Raw genomic sequence first — 25,416 nt, forward strand, 5'->3', positions numbered from 1 at the left:
GCCCCCCGAGCGGACCCGCGCGCCGACGCGAGCGCCGCCTCGGCCGAACGCGCGGCAGGGACACGGCAGAGGAGCACGAGACAGGAGAACCAGCGGTACCCCGGCAACCGCCGGGACCGCACAGAGCACGGCGCGCCGCCCACCTCGGCCGCCTCAGCGGGGCCGCGGGCCGCCGCACGCCCCCGAGCGGACCCGGCGGGCCGAAACCCCGCGGCCGTGCGGCCACGGCGGACCCGGGTAGCTCACCACCGGCTCCCGAGCGGCCCCGCGCGCCGACGCGAGAGCCGCCTCGGCGGGGCCGGGGCTCGCCGCCCGCCCCGAGCGGACCCGCGGGCAAGGGCGGCGCGCTGCTAGCCCTTCTCCAAGTACTCCGCCCGGTCGGCGTTCAGGAGGCTGGTCAGGGCGGTTCTCAAGTCGGGGTGGGATGCCAGGTCGGGGTCCGCCGCTACCAGCGTGGTGGCTTCCTCGCGGGCGGCTTCGATGACGTCTTCGTCCTGGATCACCGCCAGCATCCTCAGTGAGGAGCGGCTGCCGGACTGGGCCTGGCCCAGGACGTCGCCCTCGCGGCGTTGCTCCAGGTCGATCCTCGACAGCTCGAAGCCGTCCAGGGTGCCCGCCACCGCGTCGAGGCGCTGCCGGGCCGGGCTGCCGCCCGGCATCTCGCTCACCAGCAGGCACAGGCCCGGGGCGCTGCCCCGGCCCACGCGGCCGCGCAGCTGGTGGAGCTGGGAGACGCCGAAACGGTCGGCGTCCATGATCACCACGGCCGTGGCGTTGGGCACGTTCACCCCCACCTCGATCACGGTCGTGGCGACGAGCACGTCCACCTCGCCCGCGGTGAAGCGCCGCATCACGTCGTCCTTGGCGTCCGGGTGCATCCGGCCGTGCAGTGGCTCCACACGGAGCCCGCGCAGCGGGCCCTCCCGCACCTGCTCGAGGATGTCGACCACGGCGAGCGGCGGGCGCCGTTCCTCCGCGTCGGCGCCGACGTCGTCCACCTCGTCGTCGGAAGCCTTGCGCCGCCCCTTCGCGGGCGGCTCCTCCTCGTCGCCGATGCGGGGGCACACCACGTAGGCCTGGTGGCCGTTCTCCACCTCCTCGCGGACGCGGTCCCACGCCCGGGAGAGGAAGTGCGGCTTCTCCTTGGCGGGCACGACATGCGTGGCGATCGGGGAGCGGCCGGACGGGAGCTGGTCCAGGACCGAGGTCTCCAGGTCGCCGAAGACCGTCATGGCCACCGTGCGCGGAATCGGGGTCGCGGTCATCACGAGCAGGTGAGGTGGCCGCTCCGCCTTGGCCCTCAGCGCGTCCCGCTGCTCGACTCCGAAGCGGTGCTGCTCGTCCACGACCACGAGGCCGAGGTCGTGGAACTTCACCTTGTCCTCGATGAGCGCGTGCGTCCCGACCACGATCCCGGCCTCCCCCGTGACCAGGTCGAGCAGGGCGCGCTTGCGTGCCGCCGCTCCCATCGAGCCCGTCAGGAGCACGACCTTGGTGCCCTCGGCGGAGCCACCGAGCATCCCGGCCTCCGCCAGCGGGCCCATCATCTCCACGATGGACCGGTGGTGCTGCTGGGCCAGCACCTCCGTGGGAGCGAGCATGGCCGCCTGCCCACCGCTGTCGACGACCGTGAGCATCGCCCGGAGCCCCACCATGGTCTTGCCGGAGCCCACCTCGCCCTGGAGGAGCCGGTGCATCGGGTGGTCGGTGGCGAGATCCGCGAGGATCTCCCCGCAGACCGTCTCCTGGCCTTCGGTGAGGGTGAACGGCAGCCGCTCGTCGAAGGCGGCCAGCAGCCCGTCCTCACGTGGGCGCCTCGGCACGGCGGGCAGCGAGGAGTCGGCGAGACGGCGCCGGGCGAGCGCCACTTGGAGGACGAAGGCCTCGTCCCACTTCAGCCGTGAGCGCGCCTGCTCGACCTCCGCCCTGCCGCGCGGCCGGTGGACCTTCTCCAGCGCCTCGGGCAGCGGGATGAGCCCGCGCGACTCACGCAGCGCGCCGGGCAGCGGCTCGCCCACCCCCTCCCACGAGGAGGCGTTCAGCGAGTCGAGGGCCACCTCCACGCACTGCGCGATCTTCCACGACTGCATCTTGGCGGCGGCCGGGTAGACGGGGATCAGCCGGTTCGCGAACCGCTCGGCGGTGGAGGAGTCGGCGTCCGCGTCGAGGAGCTGGTAGTCGGGGTGGGCGAGCTGCCGGGTCCGGTTGAAGACGGTGACCTTGCCCGCGAACAGCCCGCGCATGCCCGGACGCAGCTCCCGCTCCCGCCAGCCCTGGTTGAAGAAGACCAGGGTGAGCGAACCCCGGCCGTCGGTGACGACCACGTCGAGCCGGTCGCCCCTGCGGCCCCGGAAGGGGACCTTGGTGACCTTGGCGATCTGTGCGACGACGGTGACGTGCTCGTCGACGACGAGGTCGGTGAGGCTGGTCAGCTCACCGCGCTCGGCGTAGCGGCGCGGATAGTGGTGCAGCAGGTCCCCGACCGTGCGCAGGTCGAGGGCGTCGGCCAGCACTTTCGACGTGCGGTCGCCGACGAGTTTGCTCAAGCTCATCTCCAGGGCAGCCATCGCTGCCCATTTCACACCACGGCGGCGACAGAAGGGGTCACTCGACGCCGATGAGCAGCGGGCAGGTCTCCTGGCCGCCGTGGTAGACGACCGTGTCGACCGCGAGGTGGTGGTCGTGGACATGGGCCTCGAGCCGCTCGGCGAGGCCTTCGGGAGCGGTGGCGCCGACCACGAGGGTGACCATCTCGCCGCCCGCCGCGAGCATGCGGTCGAGCAGGGTGGTGGCGGTGGCGGCCACCTCGGCGCCGATCACGGCCACGTCGCCGTCGATGAGCCCGAGAACGTCCCCGGCCTGGCAGACGCCGGCCATGGTCCAGGACTGGCTCTCGGCGATGGCGAGCTGGGCGTGGCGGGTGGCGCCGGCGGCCGCGGTCATGGCGACCACGTCCTCGTCGAAGCGGTGGGCGGGCTCGTGGACGGCGAGTGCGGCGATGCCCTGGACGACGGAACGGGTGGGGATGAGGGCGACGCGGACCCCGTCCTGGCGGGCGCGCTCGGCGGCGACCGCGGCGGTGTTGCGCAGCGAGGCGTCGTTGGGGAGGAGGACGACCTCGCGGGCGTGGGCGCGGCGGATGGCCCCCGCCAGGTCCCCGCTGGCGGGCGGCTGGTCGGGCTCGGCGAGCAGGACGGTGGCCCCGGCGCGGGTGTAGAGCCGGGCGAGGCCGTCGCCCTCGACCACGGCGACGACGGCGCGCAGCGCGCGCTCCCCCGGCTCGTGCCGGCCGGGGGCCGCCGCGGCGCCGAAGTGGGTGATGCGGATGCGGTGCGGCCGCCCGGCCTCTATCCCGGCCTCGACGGCGGCGCCCGCGTCGTCCACGTGCACATGGACCTTCCACAGCCCTCCGCCGCCGACCACGACGAGGGAGTCGCCGAGCCGGTCGAGCTTGGCGCGCAGGGCGGGCAGGGCGGCGTCGGTCGCGTCGAGGAGGTAGATCACCTCGAACGCGGGCCCGCCGGGGACGGCGTGCGGATCGCCCCGGTCGCATCCGGCGGGGGCGATCCCGTGCGCGGGCGGCCCCTGTACGTACGCCAGCGGGCCCATGGGGGTGTCGCCGACGGCGGCGTCGGCCAGCGCCGCGAGGACGGCGACGAGGCCGCGTCCTCCGGCGTCCACGACGCCCGCCTTGGCGAGGGCCTGGAGCTGATCGGGGGTGGCGGCGAGCGCGGTGCGGGCGCCCTGGTGGGCGGCGCGGGCCACGGCGGCCAGGCCGCCCGGCTCTGCCTCGGCGGCGGTGGCCGCGGCGGAGGCGACGGTGAGCACGGTCCCCTGGACGGGGTGGGCGACGGCCTCGTAGGCGGAGGCGGCGGCCCGGCGCAGCGCCCGGCGCAGCTGGTCCGCGTCGCACGGCGATCCGTCGCCGTCGGGCGCGAGGACCTCGCTCATGCCGCGCAGCAACTGGGCCAGGATCACGCCGGAGTTGCCGCGCGCGCCGATGAGCGCGCCATGGGCCATCGCGCGGACGACGTCGCCGAAGGACGGGCTCTCGTCGGAGGTGCCGTATCCGCTGAAGACCGCGTCGACGGCCTGCGCGGCGGACTCGACGGTCAGGTAGAGGTTGGTCCCGGTGTCCCCGTCCGGCACGGGGTAGACGTTGATCGCGTCGATCTCCTCGCGCGCCTGGCCGAGTGCGTCCAGTGCCAGATGGCACCAGGCCCGCACCGCGGGTGCGTCGAGCATGTCCTGCACCGGTTCTCCTCCCAGGGGCGCGTCCGGCGGGACGGCCCAGTTGGCCAGCGGCCGATCGTAGCCGCCGGGCTGCTTGCCAAGCCGGATCGCCCTCGGGGAAGAGCTGTCCCTGGTCATGGTAGTTTCGCTGTTCGGGAGAGGCCGTTGTATGCTTCTCCGGTTGCCCGATACACATCGGGCCCTCAAACCCTCGGTAACCGACCGGTCGCGTCGAAGGACGTTCGGTCACTGCCGGGAAATTCACCGTAAGTGATCCTGAAGTCTTTGGAGTGACCCGTGGCTGCCAACTGCGACGTCTGCGGCAAGGGGCCGGGCTTCGGCAACAACATTTCGCACTCGCACCGCCGTACTCGCCGTCGTTGGAACCCCAACATCCAGACGGTGCGTGCCGTGGTCGGTCGGACGCCGAAGCGGCTCAACGTCTGCACCTCGTGCATCAAGGCCGGCAAGGTCTCGCGCTGACGCGTAGGCAGCCGGTTTCACCGAGGCTTTGAGCCGGTCCACCTGTGGGTGGGCCGGCTTTCTGCTGTCCGCGCCTCGACACGCGCCGCCCGCGCGGCCTCAGTCCCGGCTGCGCCAGCCGTGGTCCACCGGGCCTATGCCCGCGCCCAGCGGGAAGCCGCCCCTTATGGCCCCGGTGATGTACTCCTTGGCGGCGGCCACGGCCTGCGGCGGCTCGTTCCCCATGGCGAGGAACGAGGCCACCGCGCTGGCGAGCGTGCATCCGGTGCCGTGCGTGTGCCGGTTGTCGTGGCGCTCGGCGCGGAACCAGTGCTCCCGACGGCCGTCGAAGAGCAGGTCCGCCGCCTCCCCCTCCAGGTGGCCGCCCTTGATCAGCGCCCATTTCGGCCCGAACGCCAGCACCGCCTCCGCGGCCTCGCGCATGGTGCTCTCGCCGGTCACCTTCACCCCCGTGAGCTGTTCGACCTCGTAGAGGTTCGGGGTGACGACCGTGGCGACGGGCAGGAGCCGGGTGCGGACGGTGTCCACGGCCTCGGCGGCGAGCAGGGGGTCGCCGTGCTTGGAGACGCCCACCGGGTCGACCACCACCGGCACCTCGGCGTCGGCGAGCAGCCCCGCCACCGTCTCCACCAGCTCCGCCGACGCCAGCATGCCGGTCTTGATGGCGTCGACGCCTATGTCGTCGACGACGCTGCGGAACTGCTGCCGCACCGCCTCGGCGGGCAACTCCCAGTACCCCTGGACTCCCACGGAGTTCTGGGCGGTCACCGCAGCGATCACGCTCATGCCGTGCACCCCGAGGGCCAGCATGGTCTTCAGGTCCGCCTGAATGCCCGCCCCGCCCCCGGAGTCGGAGCCGGCGACGGTCAGTACGCGAGGAGGTGTCTGCATACCTGCGAACCTAACGCGTCGTCCTACTGCTCGCCGAAGTGGTCCCAGCCGCCCGCGGTGTCCCACGGGGCGCCGTCCACGGTCACCTGCGGCTTGCCCCCGGCGCGGCCGACCTCGCCGATGACCCGCCAGCGCGCCGGCAGCTTCACCTCCGGCGGGAAGGTGGCCACGATGGCGTGGTCCTCGCCCCCGGACAGCACCCACTGGAGCGGGTCCACACCGACCGCCTGGCCGATGTCGGACATCTGGGCGGGGACGTCGAAGTCGGCGGCCTTCAGGTCGATCCGCACTTCGCTGGCCTCCGCGATGTGCCCGAGGTCGGCCACGAGGCCGTCGCTGACGTCGGTCATGGAGGTGGCGCCGAGCTCGGCGGCCGCCGGGCCCGCGTGGTACGGCGGTTCGGGGCGGCGGTGGGCCTCGACGAACGCGCGCGGGGACCGGAATCCGCGCGAGAGCACCGCGTGCCCGGCGGCGGACCAGCCGAGCCAGCCGGTCACCGCGACGACGTCCCCCGGCTTGGCGCCGGAGCGGGTGACCGCGTCCTTGCCGCGCAGGTCGCCCAGCGCCGTGATGGCCACCGTGATCACGTCCCCGCGCACCACGTCGCCGCCGACCACGGCAGCCCCCGCCACATGGCACTCGTCGCGGATGCCGTCCATCAGCTCGACCGGCCAGGTCGCGGGCAGGTCGGCGGGGACGACGAGGCCGAGCAGGAGCGCGGTGGGCACCGCCCCCATGGCCGCGACGTCGGCGAGGTTCTGCGCGGCTGCCTTGCGGCCCACGTCGTACGCGGTCGACCAGTCCCGGCGGAAGTGCCTGCCCTCGAGCAGGATGTCCGTGGTGGCCACCACGCGCTGATCGGGGGCGGCCACGACCGCCGCGTCGTCCCCGGGGCCGAGCTCGACCGCGGGGGTGCTGGGCAGCCGGGCGGTCAGCTCCCGGATCAACCCGAACTCCCCCAGCTCGCCGACGGTGCCCTTCATCTCCATGCCTCTCCCGAGCCTCTCCCGATCCTGAATTCCGTGTCCGGGCGGCCCGCCGCCCGCCACCCGCCTGCTGAGGTCTCCCCGCCTCAATCGGTGACGCGGTACCGTTGCGTCCCCATCCACATGATCCTCGTACGCGCCTGCCTGGAGGTCGTTCGTGGTACAGGCATACATCCTGATCCAGACAGAGGTCGGCAAGGCGTCGTCGGTCGCCGAGACGATCTCCAAAATCACTGGAGTGATCACGGCGGAGGACGTCACGGGACCCTATGACGTCATCGTCCGAGCGCAAGCGGAGACCGTGGACGAACTGGGACAACTGGTGGTCGCCAAGGTCCAGCAGGTGGAGGGCATCACACGCACCCTGACCTGCCCCGTGGTCCATATCTAGTTCCAGCCCCCGTCTATGCTCGGCCGGTGAGACATCGAAACCACCGGCCGCGGTTCCGCACCTGGTTCTGGTCCGCGCCCCTGTGCGCAGCCGGTCTGCTGCTCTCGCTGACCGGCTGCTCCGGGGGCGCTGTCGATACGGAGCCCCCGCCCTCCCCCGATGGCGCCACGGCACGGTTGTGCAAGGCGCTGCACCGCGCTCTGCCGGACAAGGTGAACGGACTCGAGCGCCGCGGCACCGACCCCGACTCCGATCTGACCGCGGCCTGGGGCGGCAAGCCCGTGGTGCTGCGCTGCGGGGTCCCGCTGCCGTCCGAGCTGACGCCCGGCACCGAAGACTACAACCCGTCCGCCCCGTCGGTGGGGGCCAACGGCGTCTACTGGCTGCCGCGGAAGTCGCGCGAGGGGGTCCGGTTCGTCACCGTGGAGCGCGAGGCGAATGTGGAGGTGTGGGTGCCCCGCGACTACGCGCCCGGCTACCCCGATGCCCTGCTCGACCTCGCCGACGCGGTGAAAAAGACCGTGCCCGAACGGCTGTGACGAGCGGCCGGACCGCCTCGCCTCCGACGAGCGGCGCCGCCCGAACGGCTGCGGCGAGCGCCTGCCCCGGGCGGATGCCCGGAGCCGGGCCCGAGGGGGCCGGTGGAGCTCAGCGCAGGCCGGTGGCCCGAGGGGGTCGGCGGAGCTCAGCGCAGGCCGGTGGCCCGAGGGGCCGGTGGAGCTCAGCGCAGGCCGGTGGAGCGGCGCAGGGCGGCCCGCACCAGCAGGTCGATGAGCTCGGGATAGGAGACGCCGCTCTCCTGCCACATGCGCGGGTACATCGAGATCGGGGTGAAGCCCGGCATGGTGTTGATCTCGTTGATGACGAACTCGCCGCTGTCGAGCAGGAAGAAGTCGGCGCGCACCAGCCCCTCGCAGGAGGCCGCGTCGAACGCCTGGACGGCCAACTCCTGCACCCGGGCGGTCTGCTCGGGGGTGAGCGGCGCGGGCACCAGCCCCTCGGCGGAGTCGATGTACTTCGCCTCGAAGTCGTAGAAGTCGTGGGCGGTCACCGGCGGGATCTCGGCGGGCACGCTCGCGCGCGGCCCGTCCTCGAACTCCAGCACGCCGCACTCGATCTCACGGCCGCGCAGCAGTGCCTCGATCAGCACCTTGGGGTCGTGGCGGCGGGCCTGCTCGATCGCCTCGTCGAGGTCCTCGACGCGGTCGACCTTGGTGATGCCCATGCTGGAGCCGGCGCGGGCGGGCTTCACGAACACCGGCCACCCGTGGTCCGCGGCGAAGCCGACGACACGGGCGTGCGCGGCGGAGGGGTCCTTCTCCCACTCGCGGGGGCGGATCACCGTGTAGGGGCCGACGGGCAGCCCGAACGAGGTGAAGACCCGCTTCATGTACTCCTTGTCCATGCCGACGGCGCTGGAGAGCACTCCGGAGCCGACGTAGGGGACGCCGGAGAGCTCCAGCAGGCCCTGGAGGGTGCCGTCCTCGCCGTAGGGGCCGTGCAGCATCGGGAAGACCACGTCGACCTCGCCGAGCGCCTTGGGCACGGAGCCGGGCTCGGAGTAGACGACCTCGCGGTTGCCGGGGTCGACGGGGAGCACCACGGCGCCCTCGTGGTCGCGGACCTGCTCGACGCTCGGCATCTTGCGGTCGGTGATGCCCATGCGGTCGGGCTCGTCGGCCGTCAGGGCCCAGCGGCCGTCGGCGGTGATGCCGATGGGAAGCACGTCGTACTTCGACCTGTCGATGGCGCGCAGCACGCTGGCGGCGGTGACCACGGACACTCCGTGCTCGGAGCTGCGTCCGCCGAAGACGACGGCGACGCGCGGCTTGCGGAGCGGGGCCGCGGGGCTCTGGTCGGGGCTCTGGGAGGAAGGCTGATTGCTCATGTCGCGGTCGAGACTATCGCGCGGTATCGGTCAAGTCAGCGTCCAGCGCGCCGCGGTCACTCACCGTCGCTCGGGCTTCGCCGAACGGGACATGAGCTCCTTCAGGCTCACCAGCGGCGGCTTGCCGTTGTGCACGATGGCCACGACGGTCTCCGTGATGGGCATGTCGACGCCGTGTCGCTGCGCCAGGTCGAGCACGGATTCGCAGGACTTCACGCCTTCGGCGGTCTGCCGGGTGACCGCGATGGTCTCCTCCAGCGTCATACCGCGGCCGAGGTTGGTGCCGAAGGTGTGGTTGCGCGACAGGGGCGAGGAGCACGTGGCCACGAGGTCGCCCAAACCGGCCAGCCCCGCGAAGGTGTGGGCGTCCGCGCCCATGGCGATGCCCAGGCGGGTGGTCTCGGCCAGGCCCCGGGTTATCAGCGATGCCTTGGTGTTGTCGCCCAGCCCCATGCCGTCGGCGATGCCCACCGCGAGCGCGATGACGTTCTTCACCGCGCCGCCGAGCTCGCACCCGACGACATCGGTGTTGGTGTAGGGGCGGAAGTAGGCCGTGTGGCAGGCGGTCTGAAGCCGCTGGGCCACACTCTCGTCGCGGCAGGCGACAACGCTGGCGGCGGGCTGGCGGCCGGCGATCTCCTTGGCCAGGTTGGGGCCGCTGAGCACGGCCACCCGGTCGGGGGACGCCTTGGCGACCTCCTCGATGACCTCGCTCATGCGCTTGGCCGTGCCGAGTTCGACGCCCTTCATGAGGGAGACCAGCACGGTGTCGGGGGCGAACGCGGGCGCCCACTGGGCGAGGTTCTCGCGCAGGGTCTGGGAGGGAACGGCGAGTACGGCGAACTCGGCGCCCTCGGCGGCGGCCACCGGATCGGTGGTGGCCCGCACCCGCTCGGGCAGCTCGATCCCCGGCAGGTAGTCGGGGTTGACGCGGGTGGTGTTGACCGCTTCGACGAGGTCGGCGCGCCGTCCCCACAAGGTCACCTCGCATCCGGCGTCGGCGAGGACCATGCCGAAGGTCGTCCCCCACGAACCCGTGCCGTACACCGCCACGCGCGTGCTCACTGGCTGCTCTCCCCGGTCTCCGCGGTCCTCGCGGCCTCGGCGGTGCCGGGCTTCGCGGCCCCGTTGGTGCCGGGCTTCGCGGCCCCGTTGGCGCCGGCGGTGTCGGCCGGGGCGGGGGCCGCGGCCACCTGCTTCTTCTCCGAGCGCTCCAGAATCTGCCGCTTGGCGGCGGCCGCGGCGATCCTGCGGCGCTCGTCGTAGCTGCCGGTGGGGGCGGGCTCGTCACGCAGCTCGGCCAGCAGCGCCGTCACCGACTCCATGATCGTGTCGGTGGCACCGCGCAGCACGTCGACCGTCGGATCCTTGCCCAGGTAGGCCGACAGGTCCACCGGCGGCCCGGCCAGCACCCTGAAGGTCTTGCGGGGGAAGAGGCGCAGCCTCTTCTCCTTGGCGTACGGCGGCATGGCCTCGTGGGCGCCCCACTGGGCGACGGGCACCACGGGGGCTCCGGTCATCAGGGCGATCCGGGCCGCGCCGGTCTTCCCGGTCATCGGCCACAGGTCCGGATCGCGGGTGAGCGTGCCCTCGGGGTACACCGCCACGCATTCGCCGGAGTTGACCGCGTCGACGGCGGCCTTGAAGGCGGTGGCGGCGTCGGTGGACTCGCGGTAGACCGGGATCTGGCCCGTGCCGCGGAGCATCATGCCGACGAACGGGGCCTTGAAAAGACCGGCCTTCGCCAGGAATCGCGGGACGCGGCCGCTGTTGTACTGGAAGTGGGCATAGGACAGCGGATCGAGATACGAGTTGTGGTTCACAACTGTGATGAATCCGCCCGCGGCGGGAATGTGCTCCATTCCGCGCCAGTCCCGCTTGAAGAGAACCACCAGCAGCGGTTTGCAGATGATCGCTGCCAAGCGGTACCAGAAGCCGATTCTGCGGCGGGACACCCGAACACCCTCCTCGTTTCGCCGCGTGCTGCGCGCCACGGCCTCTTCCTGCGCTGCCCTCGGGCAGCCGCACAAGTGTGGACCCGGGTTCGCGGTCTGTCGAGAAAGCCCACCGTAACCCGCGGCTCCCGGCGCGGCGGGACCGGCTGCCGCCGCACACCCTCCCGGCTGCGGAGACAATGACGTCGATGCCAGTTTTCGGGACACCGGGTTCCAGGGACGCGTCTCGGCGCGTCGCCTGGTCCCTCGTGCTGCCGCTGAAGCCGCTGTCGCTGGCGAAGAGCCGCCTCCACGCGGTCGCGGGCGAACTGCGTGCGGGGCTCGCGCTGGCGTTCGCGCAGGACACCGTGGCGGCGGCGCTGCGCTGCCCGGCGGTGGGCGGGGTGATGGTTGTCACGGACGACCCGCAGGCGCGGCAGGCGCTGCGCGCGCTCGGCGCGACCGTGGTGCCCGACCTTCCGGGCAGCGGGCTCAACGCCGCTCTGGCGCACGGTGAGGCCAGGACAAGGGCCGCCCGCCCCGACGCCCCGGTGGCCGCGCTGAACGCCGACCTTCCCGCCCTGCGGCCCGAGGAACTGGAACGGGTGCTGGAGGCGGCGGCGCGCTGGCCGAGGGCGTTCCTGGCGGACGCGGCCGGTGTCGGTACGACCCTGCTGGCGGCCCGGCCCGGTGTGGCGCTGCGCCCGGCGTTCGGGGAGGGCTCCCGGGCCGGTCACCGGGCGTCGGGGGCGGTGGACCTGGCCCTGGAGGGCGGCACCCGCGATGGCAGTCGCCGTGACCCCGCGAGGGCGGGGGCCGGGCATCGCGGCCCGGCGCTCGGCGGCGTCGGCTCGGTACGGCAGGACGTGGACACCGCCGAGGATCTGCGGGCCGCGCTGCGCCTGGGAGTGGGGCCCCGTACCCGGGAGGCGGCCTCGGGCCTGGAGGAGTTCGCCGCCCCACTCGCCGCCCCCCTCCCCGCCTCCCTCGCGGCCGACCGGGCCGCGACCGGCACGGACGGGGCCGGGGAGTAGGCTCGCCGTATGCAGGCGACGGCTTACACGTACTCCCCCGAGACGCGTTCCGGCAGTGTGCTGCTGGACGACGGCACCGCGGTGCCGTTCGACGCGGAGGCCTTCGATGCCGGGGGCCTTCGGCTGCTTCGCCCCGGGCAGCGGGTGCGGATCCGCACCGAGGGCGAGGGCGAGGCGCGCAGGGTGGTCCATGTGACCCTGCACACCTTCCCCGACCCGGCCGGGGGCTGAGCCGGACCCGCCGAAAGGCGGGGAAATGCCGGGGCGGGGGCGAAGACACCCGGGGGGAGGTGGCGGGTCGTCCCCGCGAGACCTCCCGGTCGCACAGGGAGGACCTCCCCGGAGAGGCACCGGCCGCAGGCCGTGCGCCACCGCGTCCGCGCTCTTGCGGCGAACCGGGTGTCCGCGGACACATCGCGGGCCGGACTCCCATGGGGGAAGTCCGGCCCGAATGCGGTGCTGCGGGTGATGGCGGGTACCGGGTGATACGGGTGATGCGGGAGCTGTGCCGCCAGGGTCTGCCGACGGGTCAGCGCTTGGCGGCGGTCTTGCGTCCGCTGGACTTGCGGGCGCGCTTGGCCGGCGCGGTCCTCTTGGCCGTGGTCTTCTTGGCCGCGGACTTCTTGGCGGTGGTCTTCTTCGCCGTGGTCTTCTTGGCCGCGGACTTCTTGGCGGTCGTCTTGGCCGCCGTCTTCTTCGCCGCGGCCGTGGTCTTCTTGGCCACGGTCTTCTTCGCCGTCGTCTTCTTGGCGGCTGCCCTCTTCGTGGTGGCCTTGGCGGTAACGCCGCCGCTCAGGCTTCCCTTGGGGGCCTTCTTGACCGAGGGGCCGCTCTTCGGCAGCTTCTTGGAGCCGCTGACGAGGTCCTTGAATCCCTGGCCCGCCCGGAAGCGCGGCACCGAGGTCTTCTTCACGCGCACCCGCTCACCGGTCTGCGGGTTGCGCGCGTAGCGGGCGGGACGGTCAACCTTCTCGAACGAGCCGAACCCCGTGACCGAGACCCGGTCGCCCGCGACGACCGCACGAACGATGGTGTCGAGGACGGCATCAACCGCATCAGCGGCGGCCTTTCGACTGCCGAGCTGGTCGGCAACCGCTTCGACGAGCTGCGCCTTGTTCACGTCTTCCCCTTCGGAAACCCTGGCCAGAACAATGTGTTCAAGCTTTTTCGCACGTTAGGCAGATATAAACCGCAAATCAATTACCAAACGGGCGAATCACCCTACTGCCGCAACGGATTCGTCTGTCAGGGAGTTCCGGGATCGGGGATTCGGCCCGCGTCCAGGTCGTCCATCAGCCGGTCCAGGCGCCTTGCCGCGTCGGCGAGATCGCGCTTCGCGGCAGCCGTGATGACCAGCAGCTTGCGGGCGAGTGCGACGGAGACCTCGTCGGGGACGTCCAACGCCCGCACCCGCGCGTGTGCCTGCTTCAACCGGGCGGCGACGGACGCGTAGAGCTCGAGCTCCCCGTCGCCACCGTGGTCCATGTACCGATTGTGCCATCTGTGAGGAGTTGTCCACCAAGACTCCTCAAAACCCGCGCGGATACGGCGAAGCGCCCCGCCGGTCGGGCGGGGCGCTTCAGTGGGGTGTGCGGGGCCCCTCCTGCCGCGGGGGCGAGGAGGGCGAGGCCCGGGTCGGGGGTCAGCCCTGCAGCGTCCGCGGTTTGAACGAGGGGCGGCCGGCCTCGTAGGCGCTCACCGCGTCCTCGTTCTGCAGCGTCAGGCTGATGTCGTCCAGCCCTTCCAGCAGCCTCCAGCGGGCGTTCTCATTGAGCTCGAACTCGGCCGTGACACCCTCGGCGCGCACCTGGCGCCCGACGAGGTCGACCGTGATCTCGGCGGCCGGGTCGGCCTCCACGAGCTTCCACAGGCGCTCGACCGTCTCCTGCGGCAGGATCACGGTCAGAAGGCCGTTCTTGAGCGAGTTGCCGCGGAAGATGTCCGCGAAGCGCGAGGAGATCACGGCCTTGAAGCCGTAGTTCTGCAGCGCCCACACCGCGTGCTCGCGCGAGGAGCCCGTGCCGAAGTCCGGCCCGGCGACCAGGACGGTCGCGCCCTCCCGCTCGGGGTGGTTGAGCACGAACGACGGGTCCTTGCGCCAGGCCTCGAACAGTCCGTCCTCGAAGCCGTTGCGCGTGACCTTCTTCAGCCAGTGCGCGGGGATGATCTGGTCGGTGTCGACATTGCTGCGGCGCAGCGGTACGGCCCGGCCGGTGTGCGTGGTGAAAGCTTCCATGGCTGCTCAGGCCTCCACAGGGGTGCGAGCGTCGAGGTCGGCGGGCGAGGCCAGGTGGCCGAGCACCGCGGTGGCGGCGGCGACCTGCGGCGAGACCAGGTGGGTGCGGCCGCCCTTGCCCTGCCGCCCCTCGAAGTTGCGGTTGGAGGTGGACGCCGAGCGCTCACCGGGGGCGAGCTGGTCGGGGTTCATGCCCAGGCACATCGAGCAGCCGGCGTGCCGCCATTCGGCGCCCGCGGCGGTGAAGACCTTGTCCAGGCCCTCCTCGATCGCCTGGAGGGCGACCCGTACGGAGCCGGGGACGACCAGCATCCGCAGGCCCTCGGCGACCCGGCGGCCGTCCAGGATGGAGGCTGCGGAGCGCAGGTCCTCGATGCGGCCGTTGGTGCAGGAGCCGACGAAGACGGTGTCCACGGCGATGTCGCGCAGCGGCTGACCGGCCGTCAGGCCCATGTACTCCAGCGCCTTCTCCGCGGCGTGGCGGTCGCTCTCGTCGTCGAACGAGGCGGGGTCCGGCACGGAGGCGCTCAGCGGCGCTCCCTGGCCGGGGTTGGTGCCCCAGGTGACGAACGGCGACAGCGCGGAGGCGTCGATGTAGACCTCGTGGTCGAAGACGGCGTCCTCGTCGGTGGCCAGGGTCTTCCAGTACTCGACGGCGGCGTCCCAGTCGTCCCCGGAGGGAGCGTGCGGGCGGCCCTTCAAGTACTCGAAGGTGGTCTCGTCCGGCGCGATCATGCCGGCGCGGGCGCCCGCCTCGATGGACATGTTGCACACGGTCATGCGTGCTTCCATCGACAGGTTGCGGATGGCCGAGCCGCGGTACTCGATGACGTAGCCCTGGCCGCCACCGGTGCCGATCCGGCTGATGACGGCCAGGATCAGGTCCTTGGCGGTGACGCCGTCGGGCAGCTCGCCCTCGACGGTGATGGCCATGGTCCTGAAGGGGGCCAGCGGCAGCGTCTGCGTGGCCAGGACGTGCTCGACCTGGCTGGTGCCGATGCCGAACGCCAGAGCGCCGAACGCGCCGTGCGTGGAGGTGTGGCTGTCACCGCAGACCACGGTGGTGCCGGGCTGGGTCAGTCCCAGCTGCGGTCCCACGACGTGGACGACGCCCTGCTCGACATCGCCCAGCGGATGCAGGCGGACACCGAACTCGGCGCAGTTCTTGCGCAGCGTCTCCAACTGGGTGCGCGAGACCGGGTCGGCGATCGGTTTGTCGATGTCGAGGGTGGGGGTGTTGTGGTCCTCGGTGGCGATGGTGAGGTCGGTGCGGCGCACCGTGCGCCCGCTCAGCCGGAGACCGTCGAACGCCTGGGGGCTGGTGACCTCGTGCAGAAGGTGCAGGTCGATGTACAGGAGGTCGGGCTCGCCCTCGGCGCGCCGCACGACATGGTCTTCCCAGACCTTCTCCGCGAGTGTCCGTCCCATCGCTTTCCCTCCGGTCGGTGTGCGGCCGACCTGCTCGTGTGGGTGATTCCACCGTCTGTTCCCCTCGTCCCAGGCGGTGGTTCCGAACGCGTACCCCTCCAGACTGACGGCTGCGCCGGAAATTTGAACTTGCGTTTCACGATATGAGACCGCAGTATCGATTCATGGACAACTCTAGCGGCGTCGGCGTTCTCGACAAGGCTGCTCTGGTTCTCGGAGCTCTCGAATCAGGTCCGGCCACCCTGGCCGGGCTGGTCGCCGCGACCGGTCTCGCCCGTCCCACGGCGCACCGGCTCGCGGTGGCGCTGGAACACCACCGGATGGTGGCGCGGGACATGCAGGGGCGGTTCATCCTGGGTCCGCGCCTGGCCGAACTGGCCGCGGCGGCCGGTGAGGACCGCCTGCTGGCCACGGCCGGACCGGTACTGACCCACCTGCGCGACATCACCGGTGAGAGCGCGCAGCTCTACCGCCGCCAGGGCGACATGCGCATCTGCGTGGCGGCCGCCGAGCGGCTGTCCGGCCTTCGGGACACGGTCCCGGTGGGCAGCACCCTGCCGATGAAGGCGGGCTCGGCCGCCCAGGTGCTCATGGCCTGGGAGGAGCCCGAGCGACTGCACCGCGGACTCCAGGGCGCCCGGTTCACGGCGACCGCGCTCTCGGGTGTGCGGCGGCGCGGCTGGGCCCAGTCGATCGGCGAGCGCGAGCCGGGCGTGGCGTCCGTCTCCGCGCCCGTGCGCGGCCCCTCGAACCGCGTGGTGGCCGCCGTGTCGGTCTCCGGCCCGATCGAGCGCCTGACCCGCCACCCGGGCCGGATGCACGCCCAGGCCGTGACCGACGCCGCCGCCCGCCTCAGCGAGGCCCTGCGCCGCGCGGGCTGAGCGGTCGAACGCCGCAAAGTACCGCGGGGGCCGGACCGGCCGGGTGATCAGTCCAACGTGTCGAGGTTCAGGCGCGCCGCCGCCGTCTCGCCCCGCCTGCCGACCGGGACGGCACCGAAGGCCTCCCCGAGACCCATCGGCGGCATGTTCACGTACACGGCCTCGTTCGCGCCCTTGGGCACGACGTAGGTCTCGTGCCAGAACCCGACCCGCCCCCTGCCTCCCCGCATGCGCCTGCTGAACCGCTGCCATGCGGGGCGGTGGTGGTGCCCGGGATCGGCGGCGTAGGCGAGCAGCGCCTCGTGGGAACTCCAGTACTGGACCATGTAGAGGGTCCTCGGCGGCCCGTAGAGCCGGCGCACCGCGAGCAGCCCCAGCCCCTTCTCCCGGTCCAGCTCCGCCAGCATCGCCGGCATGGCCAGGAAGACCGGGACCCAGTCCCGGACGGCCCACCAGCTGTTGATCCGCATCCCGATCAGGAAGACGGTCACTCCCTGATCACCCGCGTCGGCGGTCGTGCGCCCCTGTATCGGCTTGGCTGCCACGAGGCGATCGTAGGCAGTCCGCCGGGGTGCGAGAAGGGCGCATATGAGCCGCGTTCACGGGGGCGGCGCGTTCACGAGGGCGGCGCGTTCCCCTCGTCGCCACCGGGGGCGCCGCGCCGCAGGCGAAAGGGACCGCAAGGCGAACCGCAAAGCGAGAAGGCCCCCCGCCACCAGGGCGAGGGGCCTTCTTCGACTGTGGTACCCCCGACCGGATTCGAACCGGCGCTACCGCCTTGAGAGGGCGGCGTGCTAGGCCGCTACACAACGGGGGCCCTGGCGATCCTGTGCTCGCCGCCTCCGGGGAAAGTACTTCCGGATGGTGGCTTGGGAAGGATCTGTACCCCCGACCGGATTCGAACCGGCGCTACTGCCTTGAGAGGGCAGCGTGCTAGGCCGCTACACAACGGGGGCTCTCCATAAGGGCTCTCAGGACTCGACCCCCCGTCGATCTTTCGAAGAGATCGACCGGAAGGCCGCGACCAGCGAGAACTCTCGCTGGGGTACCAGGACTCGAACCTAGACTAACGGAGCCAGAATCCGTCGGGCTGCCAATTACCCCATACCCCATCGCGCTGACCCCTGACGGGGACTTCGCTTGGCTTGCGCCTCTCCATCCAACCAGAGGTCTCGATCTTGCCTTCGGGGGCTTCCGCACCCTTCGGCCCTCTCGGGCGGCGCAGGAAGAACATTACCTGATCGGGGGCGCGGCACCAAAACCGATAACCGCGCCCCGTCCCACCTGCGTCGCCTTGCGTCAGCGCGCCAGCGCCAGACGCAGCCGCCTCAGCGTCTCCTCGCGCCCCAGGAGTTCCATCGACTCGAACAGCGGAGGGGAGACACGCCGGCCCGTCACGGCCACGCGCAGCGGTGTGAAGGCGAACTTCGGCTTGATGCCGAGCCCCTCGACCAGGGCCTCGCGCAGCGTCGCCTGGATGGGCTCCGGGGAGAAGTCCTCCAGATCCTCCAGCGCCTTGACGCCGACCTCCAGCACGGGCTTGGCGTCCTCGCCGAGCGACTTGGCCGCGTCGGCCTCGTCGACCTCGAACCTGTCCGGGGAGACGAAGAGGAAGCCGAGCATGCCCACGACCTCGCTCAGGACGACCATCCGCTCCTGGGTGAGCGGGGCGGCCTTGGCCAGCAGGTCGAGCTGCTCGGCCGAGGGCTCGGCCGGGAGCAGGTCCGCCGACTGAAGGAACGGCACCAGGCGGCGCGCGAACTCCTGCGCCGGGAGCCGGCGCAGGTGGTGGGCGTTGATCGCCTCGCACTTCTTGAGGTCGAATCGCGCCGGGTTCGCGTTCACGTCGGAGATGTCGAACGCGGCGACCATCTCCTCGACCGAGAACAGGTCGCGGTCCTCGGACAGCGCCCAGCCGAGCAGTGAGAGGTAGTTCAGCAGGCCCTCGGGCAGGAAGCCGCGCTCGCGGTAGAGGTTGAGGGATGCCTGCGGGTCGCGCTTGGACAGCTTCTTGTTGCCCTCGCCCATCACATACGGCAGATGCCCGAAGCGGGGCGGCTCGCCGGTGCCGATGCCGATGTCGCCCAGCGCCTTGTACAGCGCCACCTGCCGCGGCGTGGAGGAGAGCAGGTCCTCGCCGCGCAGGACGTGGGTGATCTCCATCAGCGCGTCGTCGACGGGGTTGACCAGGGTGTAGAGCGGCTTGCCGTTGGCGCGCAGGATGGCGTAGTCCGGCACGTGCTCGGGCTCGAAGGAGAGCTCACCGCGCACCAGGTCGTCGAAGGTGATCGTGGTGTCGGGCATCCGGAAGCGCAGTACGCCGTCGCGGCCCTCGGCGCGGTACGCGTCGATCCGCTCCTGCGTGAGGTCGCGGCAGTGGCCGTCGTAGCCGGAGGGGCGGCCGGCCCTGCGGGCCTCGTCGCGGCGCTCCTCGAGCTCCTCGGTCGTGCAGTAGCAGTAGTAGGCGTGCCCGGCCTCGTGGAGCCTGCGGGCGACGTCCTCGTAGATGTCCATGCGCTGCGACTGGCGGTAGGGCTCGTGCGGGCCGCCGACCTCGGGGCCCTCGTCCCAGTCGAAGCCGAGCCAGCGCATGGAGTCCAGCAGCTGCTGGTAGGACTCCTCGGAGTCCCGGGCGGCGTCGGTGTCCTCGATGCGGAAGACCAGGGTGCCGCCGTGGTGGCGGGCGAACGCCCAGTTGAAGAGGGCCGTGCGGACCAGGCCCACATGGGGGTTGCCGGTCGGCGACGGACAGAAGCGGACACGGATGGGGGGTGCGCTAACCACGCTTGATCACCTTGTTGGTGAGAGTGCCGATGCCTTCGATGGAGACGGCGACCTCGTCGCCGACGTGGACGGGCCCTGTGCCCGCCGGGGTGCCGGTGAGGACGACGTCGCCGGGGAGCAGCGTCATCGCCTCGGTGATGTGCACGATGAGGTCCGCGACGGAGCGGACCATCTCGGCGGTGCGGCCGGCTTGCCGCAGCTCGCCGTTGACGGTGCAGGTGATCGCGAGGTCGGCCGGGTCGAGATCGGTCTCGATCCAGGGGCCGAGGGGGCAGGAACTGTCGAACCCCTTGGCGCGGGCCCACTGGCTCTCGGTCTTCTGGACGTCCCGCGCGGTGAGGTCGTTGGCGCAGGTGTAGCCGAGGACGACGTCGGCGACGCGCTCGGCCGGCACCTCGCGGCACATGCGGCCGATGACGACGGCGAGCTCGGCCTCGTGGTGGACCAGGGAGGAGAAGGAGGGGTACGCCACCGGGTCGCCGGGACCGATCACCGAAGTGGAGGGCTTGAAGAAGGCGACGGGGACCTCGGGCACCTCATTGCCGAGCTCCGCGGCGTGCGCGGCGTAGTTGCGGCCGATCGCGACGACCTTGCTGGGGAGCACCGGGGGCAGGAGGCGGACCTTGGAGAGGGGGACCTTCTGGCCGGAGAGCTCGAAGTCGCCGAAGGGGTGGCCCCTGATGATGTCGAGGACGAGGGAGTCCACGTCGTCGGACGTGGCCGTGGACCGGTCGCCCTCGACGACCCCGAATCCGACGTTGCCGTCGATGGAGAACCTGGCGATGCGCACGGTTCGCTGCTGCCCCTCACATATGAACGCTGAGACTGACGTCTCAGGTTAACTCGCGGGGGCAGCGCGACCGGGCGCGGAATCGGGTGGCGGGGGATCCGGCGGGCGGCGCCGGATCGGGTGAGGGTCTGGCGGCGGATCAGGCGATCGGTGCTTCCATGAGGGTGGTGCGGCGGGGGTTGGCGGTGTTGACGGGTGTCGGGGACGCCTCGTCCTCGCCCTCGGCTCCGGCCACCGCGCTCGGCTGCAGCGTCTCGGCGTCCTCGAGGTGCGCGAGGGTGGTGCGGCGCGGGTTGGCTATGGAGCGGAACATCATGGTCGTCTTCATCGGACGGACTCGACCTCGGCAGGTGTCGGAATGCGGGCACGGCCAACGGGGCGGGTTCGTCAGAAACCCGCCCTCTGTAAAGCGTCAGGCTAAACATGGGTAATGCCCCGGTACCGTGACCCAGGCAACGATCATGGTGTGATTTTGCTCACCACTCCCCCGGCAATTGCCGTCAATGCCCCATAGGCGACATCAGGACTATCCGGGCGCAGGCTACGAAGGCGGACAATTCACGCTCGACGGACTGTAGTAGGGCAACCACACGTGACGTCGCAAGTGCCCGTTTTGGTTGGTTATCAAGCGGACGTTTGACCACATGATGTAGCCGACCACACCCGCACGGTCACCCAAACCGACGCCTGCGCGTCCGCCCTTGTTGGAGATCCCTGGCTGTGCTGGAATTCCGGGGACCGCCGCGACTCGCAAACAGCTCGCACGCAAGGGAGCACCCAGCACCCTGCGGCGGCTCACCACACACGGGCTCGTGCAGGTCATCCGACCCAGGGGAACACGGGCCTTCAAGACTCGACACCGTCCTGCCGCCCGCGCGGGGGACGCCTGGTCCAGAGGTTGCGACGCTAGTGCAGGGACGTATCAAGAGGGATGGCGGCGCTGCTGGCGATCCGGAGCAGCGCGGCGGAGCCGGCCACGACGCCGCGCCGCCGAACGCCCCGGGCGCCGAGACCGCTGTGACACCCAAGCCGAAAAGCTCGGCCGGCAACGGCACCGCCGACCAGCCACTGGAAGGCCTCGACAAGCCGGTCTCGCGAATACGGCTGCGCAACTGGCGAATCAGCACCCGCCTCGTTGCCCTGCTGACCCTCCCGGTGGTCGCCGCGACGACCCTGGGCGCCCTGCGTATCCAGAGCTCGCTCGACGACGTCGCCCAGCTGGAGCACATGGACCAGCTCACCACGCTGACGGAGAAGGCGACCCAGCTCGCCGACGCCCTGCAGGACGAGCGGGACATCACCGCGGGTCCGCTGACCAAGGGCGCCCGCAACGACGACGACGTCATCGCCACGCACGACGAGACCGACAAGGCCGCCCGCACCTTCCTCGCGACCAGCGACCTGCCCCGCAACGACAACGACCTCGCGGGCGTGCGCAACTCGCTGGTGCAGATCGACACCCAGCTGCGTGAGCTCAACCAGATCCGCAAGCTGGCCTACACCAACGACAACTACGTCTCGCAGACCGCCAACAGCTACAACCAGCTGATCAGCGGACTGCTCTCGCTGTCGCAGGACATGGCGCAGGCCACCAGCAACAGCGACATGATCAAGCGCACCCGCGCGCTCAACGCGTTCTCCTCCGCCAAGGAGGACTACTCGATGCAGCGCGCCATCCTTGCCGCGGGCCTCGCCCACAAGGGCGGCCCCAAGCTGGACGAGAGCGACCGCCGTGTCGCCCGTGCCGCCTTCCTCGGCGAGAAGAGCTCACTGGGCCAGTTCCGCTCCCTCTACAGCGGTGACTCCGGCAGGCTGCTGGCCGGCCTCGACGGCAACTCGGTCGAGATCCAGCTCGCCGACAGGTTCCGCGACCGCGCCGTGAACCTGCCCAACGGCATCGAGGGCTCGAAGCTGTCCTACCTCGACTGGGTCGACAAGGCGTCGACCAAGCTCGACGCGATGGACACGATCCAGACCGAGCTCCTCAACGAGATGTCCAAGCAGGCCAAGAAGCTGCGCAGCCAGGCCCAGCGGGACGCGCTCCTCAACGGTGCGATCATCCTCATCGTCCTCGGTGTCGCCGTCATCGGCGCCGCGGTCGTCGCCCGGTCCATGATCCGCTCGCTGCGCCGCCTCCAGGAGACGGCCAACGAGGTCGCGCAGAAGCGGCTGCCCGAGCTGGTCAAGCACCTGTCCGAGGCCGACCCGCAGGAGATCGACACCAGCGTCGAGTCCATCGGCCTCAACTCCCGCGACGAGATCGGGCAGGTGGCCCGCGCGTTCGACGAGGTCCACCGCGAGGCGGTCCGGCTGGCGTCCGAGCAGGCGCTCCTGCGAGGCAACGTCAACGCGATGTTCACCAACCTCTCGCGCCGCAGCCAGGGTCTGATCCAGCGCCAGCTGACGCTGATCTCCGAGCTGGAGAGCCGCGAGGCCGACCCCGACCAACTCTCCAGCCTCTTCAAGCTGGACCACCTCGCGACCCGTATGCGCCGCAACGGTGAGAACCTCCTCGTCCTCGCGGGCGAGGAGCCCGGCCGCCGCTGGACCCGCCCGGTCCCGCTGGTCGACGTCCTGCGTGCCGCCGCCTCCGAGGTGGAGCAGTACGAGCGCATCGAGCTGACCGCGGTGCCCTCCACCGAGGTCGCCGGACGCGTCGTCAACGACCTCGTCTACCTGCTCGCCGAGCTGCTGGAGAACGCCACCTCGTTCTCCAGCCCGCAGACCCGCGTCAAGGTCACCGGCCACGCGCTGCCGGACGGCCGGGTGCTCATCGAGATCCACGACACCGGCATCGGCCTGTCGCCGGAGGACCTCGCGGACATCAACGAGCGGCTCGCCAGTCCGCCCACCGTGGACGTGTCGGTCTCGCGCCGCATGGGCCTGTTCGTGGTCGGCCGCCTGTCCCTGCGGCACGGCATCCGCATCCAGCTGCGTCCCAGCGACTCCGGTGGCACCACGGCGCTGGTCATGCTGCCCGTGGACGTCACCCAGGGCGGCAGCGCCCCGAAGGGCGCGGGGGGCCGCGGCGCCCCCGTCAAGGGCTCGCCGCAGCGCGGCCAGCTCGGCGGCGGTGCCGGTGGCGGCATCGGCGGCAAGGGCCTGGGCAGCGGCGCCGCACGGCCCGCGGTCGGTCCCGGCCAGTCCTCGGGCGCGCGGGAGCTTCCGCAGCGTCCGGGCGGCGGTGCCCACGGCCGTCCCCAGGGCGGTCCCGGCATCCCGCAGCAGCGCCCCCAGGCTCCTGGGCGGGCCGGGTCGGCCCCGCAGCAGCCCGCCCAGCCCGCACGCGGGCAGCAGCAGCGTCCCCAGCCGCAGCCCGCGCAGTCCCCGCAGTGGGCACGCGCCAACGGCGAGGACCCGAACCGCGGCGCCGTGCCGCCGAGGGCCCCGCAGCCGTCGCGTGCCGAGCACGGCTCCGACGAGGGGCTGAACCCGGTCGAGTCCACGGTGCAGTTCGGGCTCGTCCCCGACGGTGAGCACCAGCGTCCCCAGCCGCCGCAGCCGCAGCCCCCGCAGCCCCTCGAGCCGGTCCAGGCCCGCCCGGAGGCGCAACTGCCGCCGGTCGCCGAGCCGATGGCGCTGCCGCCGGCCCCGGCCGGTACCGAGGAGCGCACACCGATCTTCGACACGATGGAGTCGGACTGGTTCCGCACCCCGGGTGCCGGCCAGGTCGGGCGGATGCAGTCGGTCCGCGTCGGCGAGAGCGTGTCGCCGGAGCAGACGCGGGAGGTCACGCAGCCCCCGCTGCCGCAGCGTCAGCAGGGCGCCACGCAGCCGCCGGCGCCGGACCGTCCCGCCCAGCGGCCCGACCGCGGGCAGGCCACTCCCGCCCCGCAGCGCCCGCAGAGCCCGCCGCAGCCGGCCCGCCTCAGCGGCGGCCCGACCGCCGCGTGGCGCCCGTCGCAGAACGACGAGCGCTGGCGCCGTGCCGAGCAGGCGCGGGAGCCGCAGGCCGGAGGGGTCACTCCTTCGGGTCTGCCGCGCCGAGTGCCGCGCGCGAACCTCGTGCCGGGTACCGCTCAGCAGCAGCAGGCCCCGGCCGGGGGTCCCCAGGTCTCGCGTGCCCCCGATGAGGTCCGCGGCCGTCTGACCAACCTGCGCCGCGGAATCCAGCAGGGCCGCCAGGCAGGCGGCACCGACGGTCGTGGTTTCAGCCCTAATCACCAGGAGCGTTAGTTGAGTGCGATGAGCCAGGCGGCACAGAACCTGAACTGGTTGATCACCAACTTCGTGGACAACACCCCCGGTGTTTCCCACACCGTGGTGGTCTCCGCCGACGGTCTGCTGCTGGCCATGTCCGAAGGATTTCCCCGCGACCGCGCCGACCAGCTCGCCGCCGTCGCCTCGGGACTCACCTCCCTGACCGCGGGAGCCTCCCGCATCTTCGAAGGCGGCCACGTCAACCAGACCGTGGTCGAGATGGAGCGGGGCTTTTTGTTCATCATGTCCGTCTCCGACGGCTCCTCCCTGGCCGTCCTGGCACACCCGGAGTGCGACATCGGCCTCGTCGGCTACGAGATGGCCCTGCTCGTCGACCGCGCAGGCTCGGTCCTGACCCCCGACCTGCGTGCCGAACTCCAAGGCAGCCTGCTGCACTGAGCCGAGCCGCCCGCCCCGCCGCCCGCGGGGAGAGCACCCGCAGCGAGCTACTCCATTCGTGCCCAGTGTGTCCCTTAGCCCGGAGGACGACCCATGACCCCGCCACCAGCCTCGCCAGGCCCGTACGGCGCTTCGCACCACGCGCCGTACGGGGCCGAGAGCAGCGACCAGCCGCTGGTGCGCCCCTACGCGATGACCGGCGGCCGCACCAGACCCCGGTACCAGCTCGCGATCGAGGCGCTGATCAGCACGACGGCCGACCCGTCGCGCACGGCTGGGCTGCTGCCCGAGCATCAGCGGATCTGCCACCTCTGCCGTGAGATCAAGTCGGTGGCGGAGATCTCGGCCCTGCTGACCATTCCGCTGGGCGTCGCCCGGATTCTCGTGGCGGACCTGGCAGAGGCCGGACTGGTCGCCATTCACCAGCCCGGCGGCAGCGAAGCCGGTGGGCAGCCCGACGTGACACTGCTGGAAAGGGTGCTCAGTGGACTTCGCAAGCTCTAGGCCGCACCCGGCCACCATGGGCGCGGCTCCTCAAGGAGTGGGCACGCGTGCCACGACCTCCGCGAAGATCGTGGTCGCGGGGGGATTCGGCGTGGGCAAGACCACGCTGGTGGGTGCCGTCTCCGAGATCAACCCGCTGCGCACCGAAGCCGTGATGACCTCGGCCTCGGCCGGCATCGATGATCTGACGCACGCGCCGGACAAGACCACGACGACCGTGGCGATGGACTTCGGCCGTATCACGCTGGACGAGGACCTGATCCTCTATCTCTTCGGCACCCCTGGACAGGACCGGTTCTGGTTCATGTGGGACGACCTGGTCCGCGGCGCCATCGGCGCCGTCGTCCTCGTCGA

General features: G+C 71.7%; 24 protein-coding genes, 3 tRNA genes and 1 pseudogene. 10 read left to right on the plus strand and 18 right to left on the minus strand.

The window, feature by feature from the left end:
• Positions 1-350 precede the first annotated feature (350 nt).
• Together recG and fakA are read right to left on the minus strand one after the other, a co-directional pair.
• A complete protein-coding gene (recG, locus tag IEY86_RS23425; protein WP_189133798.1) occupies positions 351-2,567 on the minus strand; it encodes an ATP-dependent DNA helicase RecG in 2,217 nt (738 codons plus the stop codon).
• Between the two features lie 37 nt (positions 2,568-2,604).
• The gene (gene fakA, locus IEY86_RS23430; RefSeq protein ID WP_189133825.1) at positions 2,605-4,245 is read right to left on the minus strand and encodes a DAK2 domain-containing protein; all 1,641 of its coding nucleotides are present in this window, start codon (positions 4,243-4,245) and stop codon (positions 2,605-2,607) included.
• 285 nt (positions 4,246-4,530) lie between these two features.
• On the opposite strand from fakA, the pseudogene rpmB reads away from it, so the two are divergent.
• Positions 4,531-4,641: pseudogene (rpmB, locus tag IEY86_RS38505) on the plus strand (50S ribosomal protein L28); the annotation flags it as partial.
• Positions 4,642-4,815: 174 nt separating this feature from the next.
• Here rpmB and thiD read toward each other — a convergent pair.
• Together thiD and IEY86_RS23445 are read right to left on the minus strand one after the other, a co-directional pair.
• The gene (gene thiD, locus IEY86_RS23440) at positions 4,816-5,607 is read right to left on the minus strand and encodes a bifunctional hydroxymethylpyrimidine kinase/phosphomethylpyrimidine kinase (protein WP_189133799.1); all 792 of its coding nucleotides are present in this window, start codon (positions 5,605-5,607) and stop codon (positions 4,816-4,818) included.
• A 23-nt stretch (positions 5,608-5,630) separates the two neighbouring features.
• A complete protein-coding gene (locus IEY86_RS23445) occupies positions 5,631-6,590 on the minus strand; it encodes a thiamine-phosphate kinase (protein WP_189133826.1) in 960 nt (319 codons plus the stop codon).
• A gap of 160 nt (positions 6,591-6,750) precedes the next feature.
• On the opposite strand from IEY86_RS23445, the gene IEY86_RS23450 reads away from it, so the two are divergent.
• Both IEY86_RS23450 and IEY86_RS23455 read left to right on the plus strand, forming a co-directional pair.
• Positions 6,751-6,984: an Lrp/AsnC ligand binding domain-containing protein gene (locus IEY86_RS23450; protein ID WP_189133800.1), complete on the plus strand. Its 234-nt coding sequence runs from the start codon at positions 6,751-6,753 to the stop codon at positions 6,982-6,984.
• A 26-nt stretch (positions 6,985-7,010) separates the two neighbouring features.
• The gene (locus IEY86_RS23455; protein ID WP_229698687.1) at positions 7,011-7,523 is read left to right on the plus strand and encodes a DUF3515 domain-containing protein; all 513 of its coding nucleotides are present in this window, start codon (positions 7,011-7,013) and stop codon (positions 7,521-7,523) included.
• A 182-nt stretch (positions 7,524-7,705) separates the two neighbouring features.
• Here the strand turns inward: IEY86_RS23455 and IEY86_RS23460 are convergent, their stop codons facing one another.
• From IEY86_RS23460 to IEY86_RS23470, 3 genes are read right to left on the minus strand one after another with little or no spacing between them, the layout of a single operon-like run.
• Entirely contained in the window at positions 7,706-8,872 is a 1,167-nt protein-coding gene (locus IEY86_RS23460; protein WP_189133801.1) for a D-alanine--D-alanine ligase family protein, read from the minus strand.
• 60 nt (positions 8,873-8,932) lie between these two features.
• Complete coding sequence (locus IEY86_RS23465; protein ID WP_189133802.1) at positions 8,933-9,937, minus strand: NAD(P)H-dependent glycerol-3-phosphate dehydrogenase; 1,005 nt, start codon at positions 9,935-9,937, stop codon at positions 8,933-8,935.
• A complete protein-coding gene (locus tag IEY86_RS23470) occupies positions 9,934-10,827 on the minus strand; it encodes a lysophospholipid acyltransferase family protein (RefSeq protein WP_189133803.1) in 894 nt (297 codons plus the stop codon). Before IEY86_RS23470 ends, IEY86_RS23465 begins: the two co-directional genes overlap by 4 nt.
• Before the next feature lie 188 nt (positions 10,828-11,015).
• Between IEY86_RS23470 and cofC the strand changes: the two genes are divergently transcribed.
• Both cofC and IEY86_RS36650 read left to right on the plus strand, forming a co-directional pair.
• Positions 11,016-11,840 carry a 2-phospho-L-lactate guanylyltransferase gene (gene cofC / locus IEY86_RS23475; RefSeq protein ID WP_229698688.1) on the plus strand — a complete coding sequence of 275 codons (825 nt, stop codon included), beginning with the start codon at positions 11,016-11,018 and terminating at the stop codon, positions 11,838-11,840.
• Between the two features lie 9 nt (positions 11,841-11,849).
• The gene (locus IEY86_RS36650; protein WP_229698689.1) at positions 11,850-12,071 is read left to right on the plus strand and encodes a hypothetical protein; all 222 of its coding nucleotides are present in this window, start codon (positions 11,850-11,852) and stop codon (positions 12,069-12,071) included.
• 298 nt (positions 12,072-12,369) lie between these two features.
• Here the strand turns inward: IEY86_RS36650 and IEY86_RS23480 are convergent, their stop codons facing one another.
• The 4 genes from IEY86_RS23480 to leuC all read right to left on the minus strand — a co-directional run bounded on the left by IEY86_RS23480 (position 12,370) and on the right by leuC (position 15,504).
• A complete protein-coding gene (locus IEY86_RS23480; RefSeq protein ID WP_189133804.1) occupies positions 12,370-12,960 on the minus strand; it encodes an HU family DNA-binding protein in 591 nt (196 codons plus the stop codon).
• Positions 12,961-13,085: 125 nt separating this feature from the next.
• The gene (locus tag IEY86_RS23485) at positions 13,086-13,325 is read right to left on the minus strand and encodes an SCO5555 family protein (protein WP_189133805.1); all 240 of its coding nucleotides are present in this window, start codon (positions 13,323-13,325) and stop codon (positions 13,086-13,088) included.
• 157 nt (positions 13,326-13,482) lie between these two features.
• On the minus strand, positions 13,483-14,076 hold the full coding sequence (gene leuD, locus IEY86_RS23490) for a 3-isopropylmalate dehydratase small subunit (protein WP_189133806.1): 594 nt from the start codon (positions 14,074-14,076) through the stop codon (positions 13,483-13,485).
• Between the two features lie 6 nt (positions 14,077-14,082).
• Positions 14,083-15,504, minus strand: a complete 1,422-nt coding sequence (gene leuC, locus IEY86_RS23495; RefSeq protein ID WP_189133807.1) for a 3-isopropylmalate dehydratase large subunit — start codon at positions 15,502-15,504, stop codon at positions 14,083-14,085.
• A 164-nt stretch (positions 15,505-15,668) separates the two neighbouring features.
• Here leuC and ndgR point away from each other — a divergent pair, with 164 nt between their 5' ends.
• Positions 15,669-16,385, plus strand: coding sequence for an IclR family transcriptional regulator NdgR (gene ndgR, locus IEY86_RS23500; protein WP_189133808.1), 717 nt, complete (start codon positions 15,669-15,671; stop codon positions 16,383-16,385).
• Positions 16,386-16,432: 47 nt separating this feature from the next.
• On the opposite strand, the gene IEY86_RS23505 is transcribed toward ndgR, so the two are convergent.
• From IEY86_RS23505 to IEY86_RS23535, 7 genes are all read right to left on the minus strand, one after another.
• Positions 16,433-16,930, minus strand: coding sequence for a DUF4188 domain-containing protein (locus IEY86_RS23505; protein ID WP_189133809.1), 498 nt, complete (start codon positions 16,928-16,930; stop codon positions 16,433-16,435).
• A gap of 196 nt (positions 16,931-17,126) precedes the next feature.
• Positions 17,127-17,202 (minus strand) — tRNA-Glu (locus tag IEY86_RS23510).
• Positions 17,203-17,268: 66 nt separating this feature from the next.
• Positions 17,269-17,341 (minus strand) — tRNA-Glu (locus tag IEY86_RS23515).
• Positions 17,342-17,425: 84 nt separating this feature from the next.
• A tRNA-Gln gene (locus IEY86_RS23520) sits at positions 17,426-17,497 on the minus strand.
• A gap of 187 nt (positions 17,498-17,684) precedes the next feature.
• Positions 17,685-19,169 (minus strand): glutamate--tRNA ligase, encoded by a 1,485-nt coding sequence (gene gltX, locus IEY86_RS23525; protein ID WP_189133810.1) that lies wholly within the window; start codon positions 19,167-19,169, stop codon positions 17,685-17,687.
• Entirely contained in the window at positions 19,162-19,959 is a 798-nt protein-coding gene (locus IEY86_RS23530) for a fumarylacetoacetate hydrolase family protein (protein WP_189133811.1), read from the minus strand. Before IEY86_RS23530 ends, gltX begins: the two co-directional genes overlap by 8 nt.
• A 139-nt stretch (positions 19,960-20,098) precedes the next feature.
• Entirely contained in the window at positions 20,099-20,287 is a 189-nt protein-coding gene (locus IEY86_RS23535) for a hypothetical protein (RefSeq protein WP_189133812.1), read from the minus strand.
• A gap of 581 nt (positions 20,288-20,868) precedes the next feature.
• Between IEY86_RS23535 and IEY86_RS23540 the strand changes: the two genes are divergently transcribed.
• The 4 genes from IEY86_RS23540 to IEY86_RS23555 form a co-directional block, all read left to right on the plus strand.
• The gene (locus tag IEY86_RS23540; RefSeq protein WP_189133813.1) at positions 20,869-24,135 is read left to right on the plus strand and encodes a nitrate- and nitrite sensing domain-containing protein; all 3,267 of its coding nucleotides are present in this window, start codon (positions 20,869-20,871) and stop codon (positions 24,133-24,135) included.
• Between the two features lie 9 nt (positions 24,136-24,144).
• On the plus strand, positions 24,145-24,558 hold the full coding sequence (locus IEY86_RS23545) for a roadblock/LC7 domain-containing protein (RefSeq protein ID WP_189133828.1): 414 nt from the start codon (positions 24,145-24,147) through the stop codon (positions 24,556-24,558).
• 93 nt (positions 24,559-24,651) lie between these two features.
• Positions 24,652-25,062, plus strand: coding sequence for a DUF742 domain-containing protein (locus IEY86_RS23550; RefSeq protein ID WP_189133814.1), 411 nt, complete (start codon positions 24,652-24,654; stop codon positions 25,060-25,062).
• Positions 25,043-25,416: GTP-binding protein (locus tag IEY86_RS23555; protein WP_373287081.1), on the plus strand; the 374-nt coding region annotated here is incomplete at its 3' end. The genes IEY86_RS23550 and IEY86_RS23555, both read left to right, overlap by 20 nt.

Source organism: Wenjunlia tyrosinilytica, assembly GCF_014646055.1.
Classification (GTDB): domain Bacteria; phylum Actinomycetota; class Actinomycetes; order Streptomycetales; family Streptomycetaceae; genus Wenjunlia; species Wenjunlia tyrosinilytica.

What these genes read in the sequence shown, in the direction of transcription:
- recG (WP_189133798.1), bottom strand. Translation starts at nt 2,567, where the DNA reads ATGGCTGCCCTGGAGATGAGCTTGAGCAAACTCGTCGGCGACCGCACG.
- fakA (WP_189133825.1), bottom strand. Translation starts at nt 4,245, where the DNA reads ATGCTCGACGCACCCGCGGTGCGGGCCTGGTGCCATCTGGCACTGGAC.
- thiD (WP_189133799.1), bottom strand. Translation starts at nt 5,607, where the DNA reads ATGCAGACACCTCCTCGCGTACTGACCGTCGCCGGCTCCGACTCCGGG.
- IEY86_RS23445 (WP_189133826.1), bottom strand. Translation starts at nt 6,590, where the DNA reads ATGAAGGGCACCGTCGGCGAGCTGGGGGAGTTCGGGTTGATCCGGGAG.
- IEY86_RS23460 (WP_189133801.1), bottom strand. Translation starts at nt 8,872, where the DNA reads ATGAGCAATCAGCCTTCCTCCCAGAGCCCCGACCAGAGCCCCGCGGCC.
- cofC (WP_229698688.1), top strand. Translation starts at nt 11,016, where the DNA reads ATGCCAGTTTTCGGGACACCGGGTTCCAGGGACGCGTCTCGGCGCGTC.
- IEY86_RS36650 (WP_229698689.1), top strand. Translation starts at nt 11,850, where the DNA reads ATGCAGGCGACGGCTTACACGTACTCCCCCGAGACGCGTTCCGGCAGT.
- IEY86_RS23485 (WP_189133805.1), bottom strand. Translation starts at nt 13,325, where the DNA reads ATGGACCACGGTGGCGACGGGGAGCTCGAGCTCTACGCGTCCGTCGCC.
- leuD (WP_189133806.1), bottom strand. Translation starts at nt 14,076, where the DNA reads ATGGAAGCTTTCACCACGCACACCGGCCGGGCCGTACCGCTGCGCCGC.
- leuC (WP_189133807.1), bottom strand. Translation starts at nt 15,504, where the DNA reads ATGGGACGGACACTCGCGGAGAAGGTCTGGGAAGACCATGTCGTGCGG.
- ndgR (WP_189133808.1), top strand. Translation starts at nt 15,669, where the DNA reads ATGGACAACTCTAGCGGCGTCGGCGTTCTCGACAAGGCTGCTCTGGTT.
- IEY86_RS23535 (WP_189133812.1), bottom strand. Translation starts at nt 20,287, where the DNA reads ATGAAGACGACCATGATGTTCCGCTCCATAGCCAACCCGCGCCGCACC.
- IEY86_RS23545 (WP_189133828.1), top strand. Translation starts at nt 24,145, where the DNA reads ATGAGCCAGGCGGCACAGAACCTGAACTGGTTGATCACCAACTTCGTG.
- IEY86_RS23550 (WP_189133814.1), top strand. Translation starts at nt 24,652, where the DNA reads ATGACCCCGCCACCAGCCTCGCCAGGCCCGTACGGCGCTTCGCACCAC.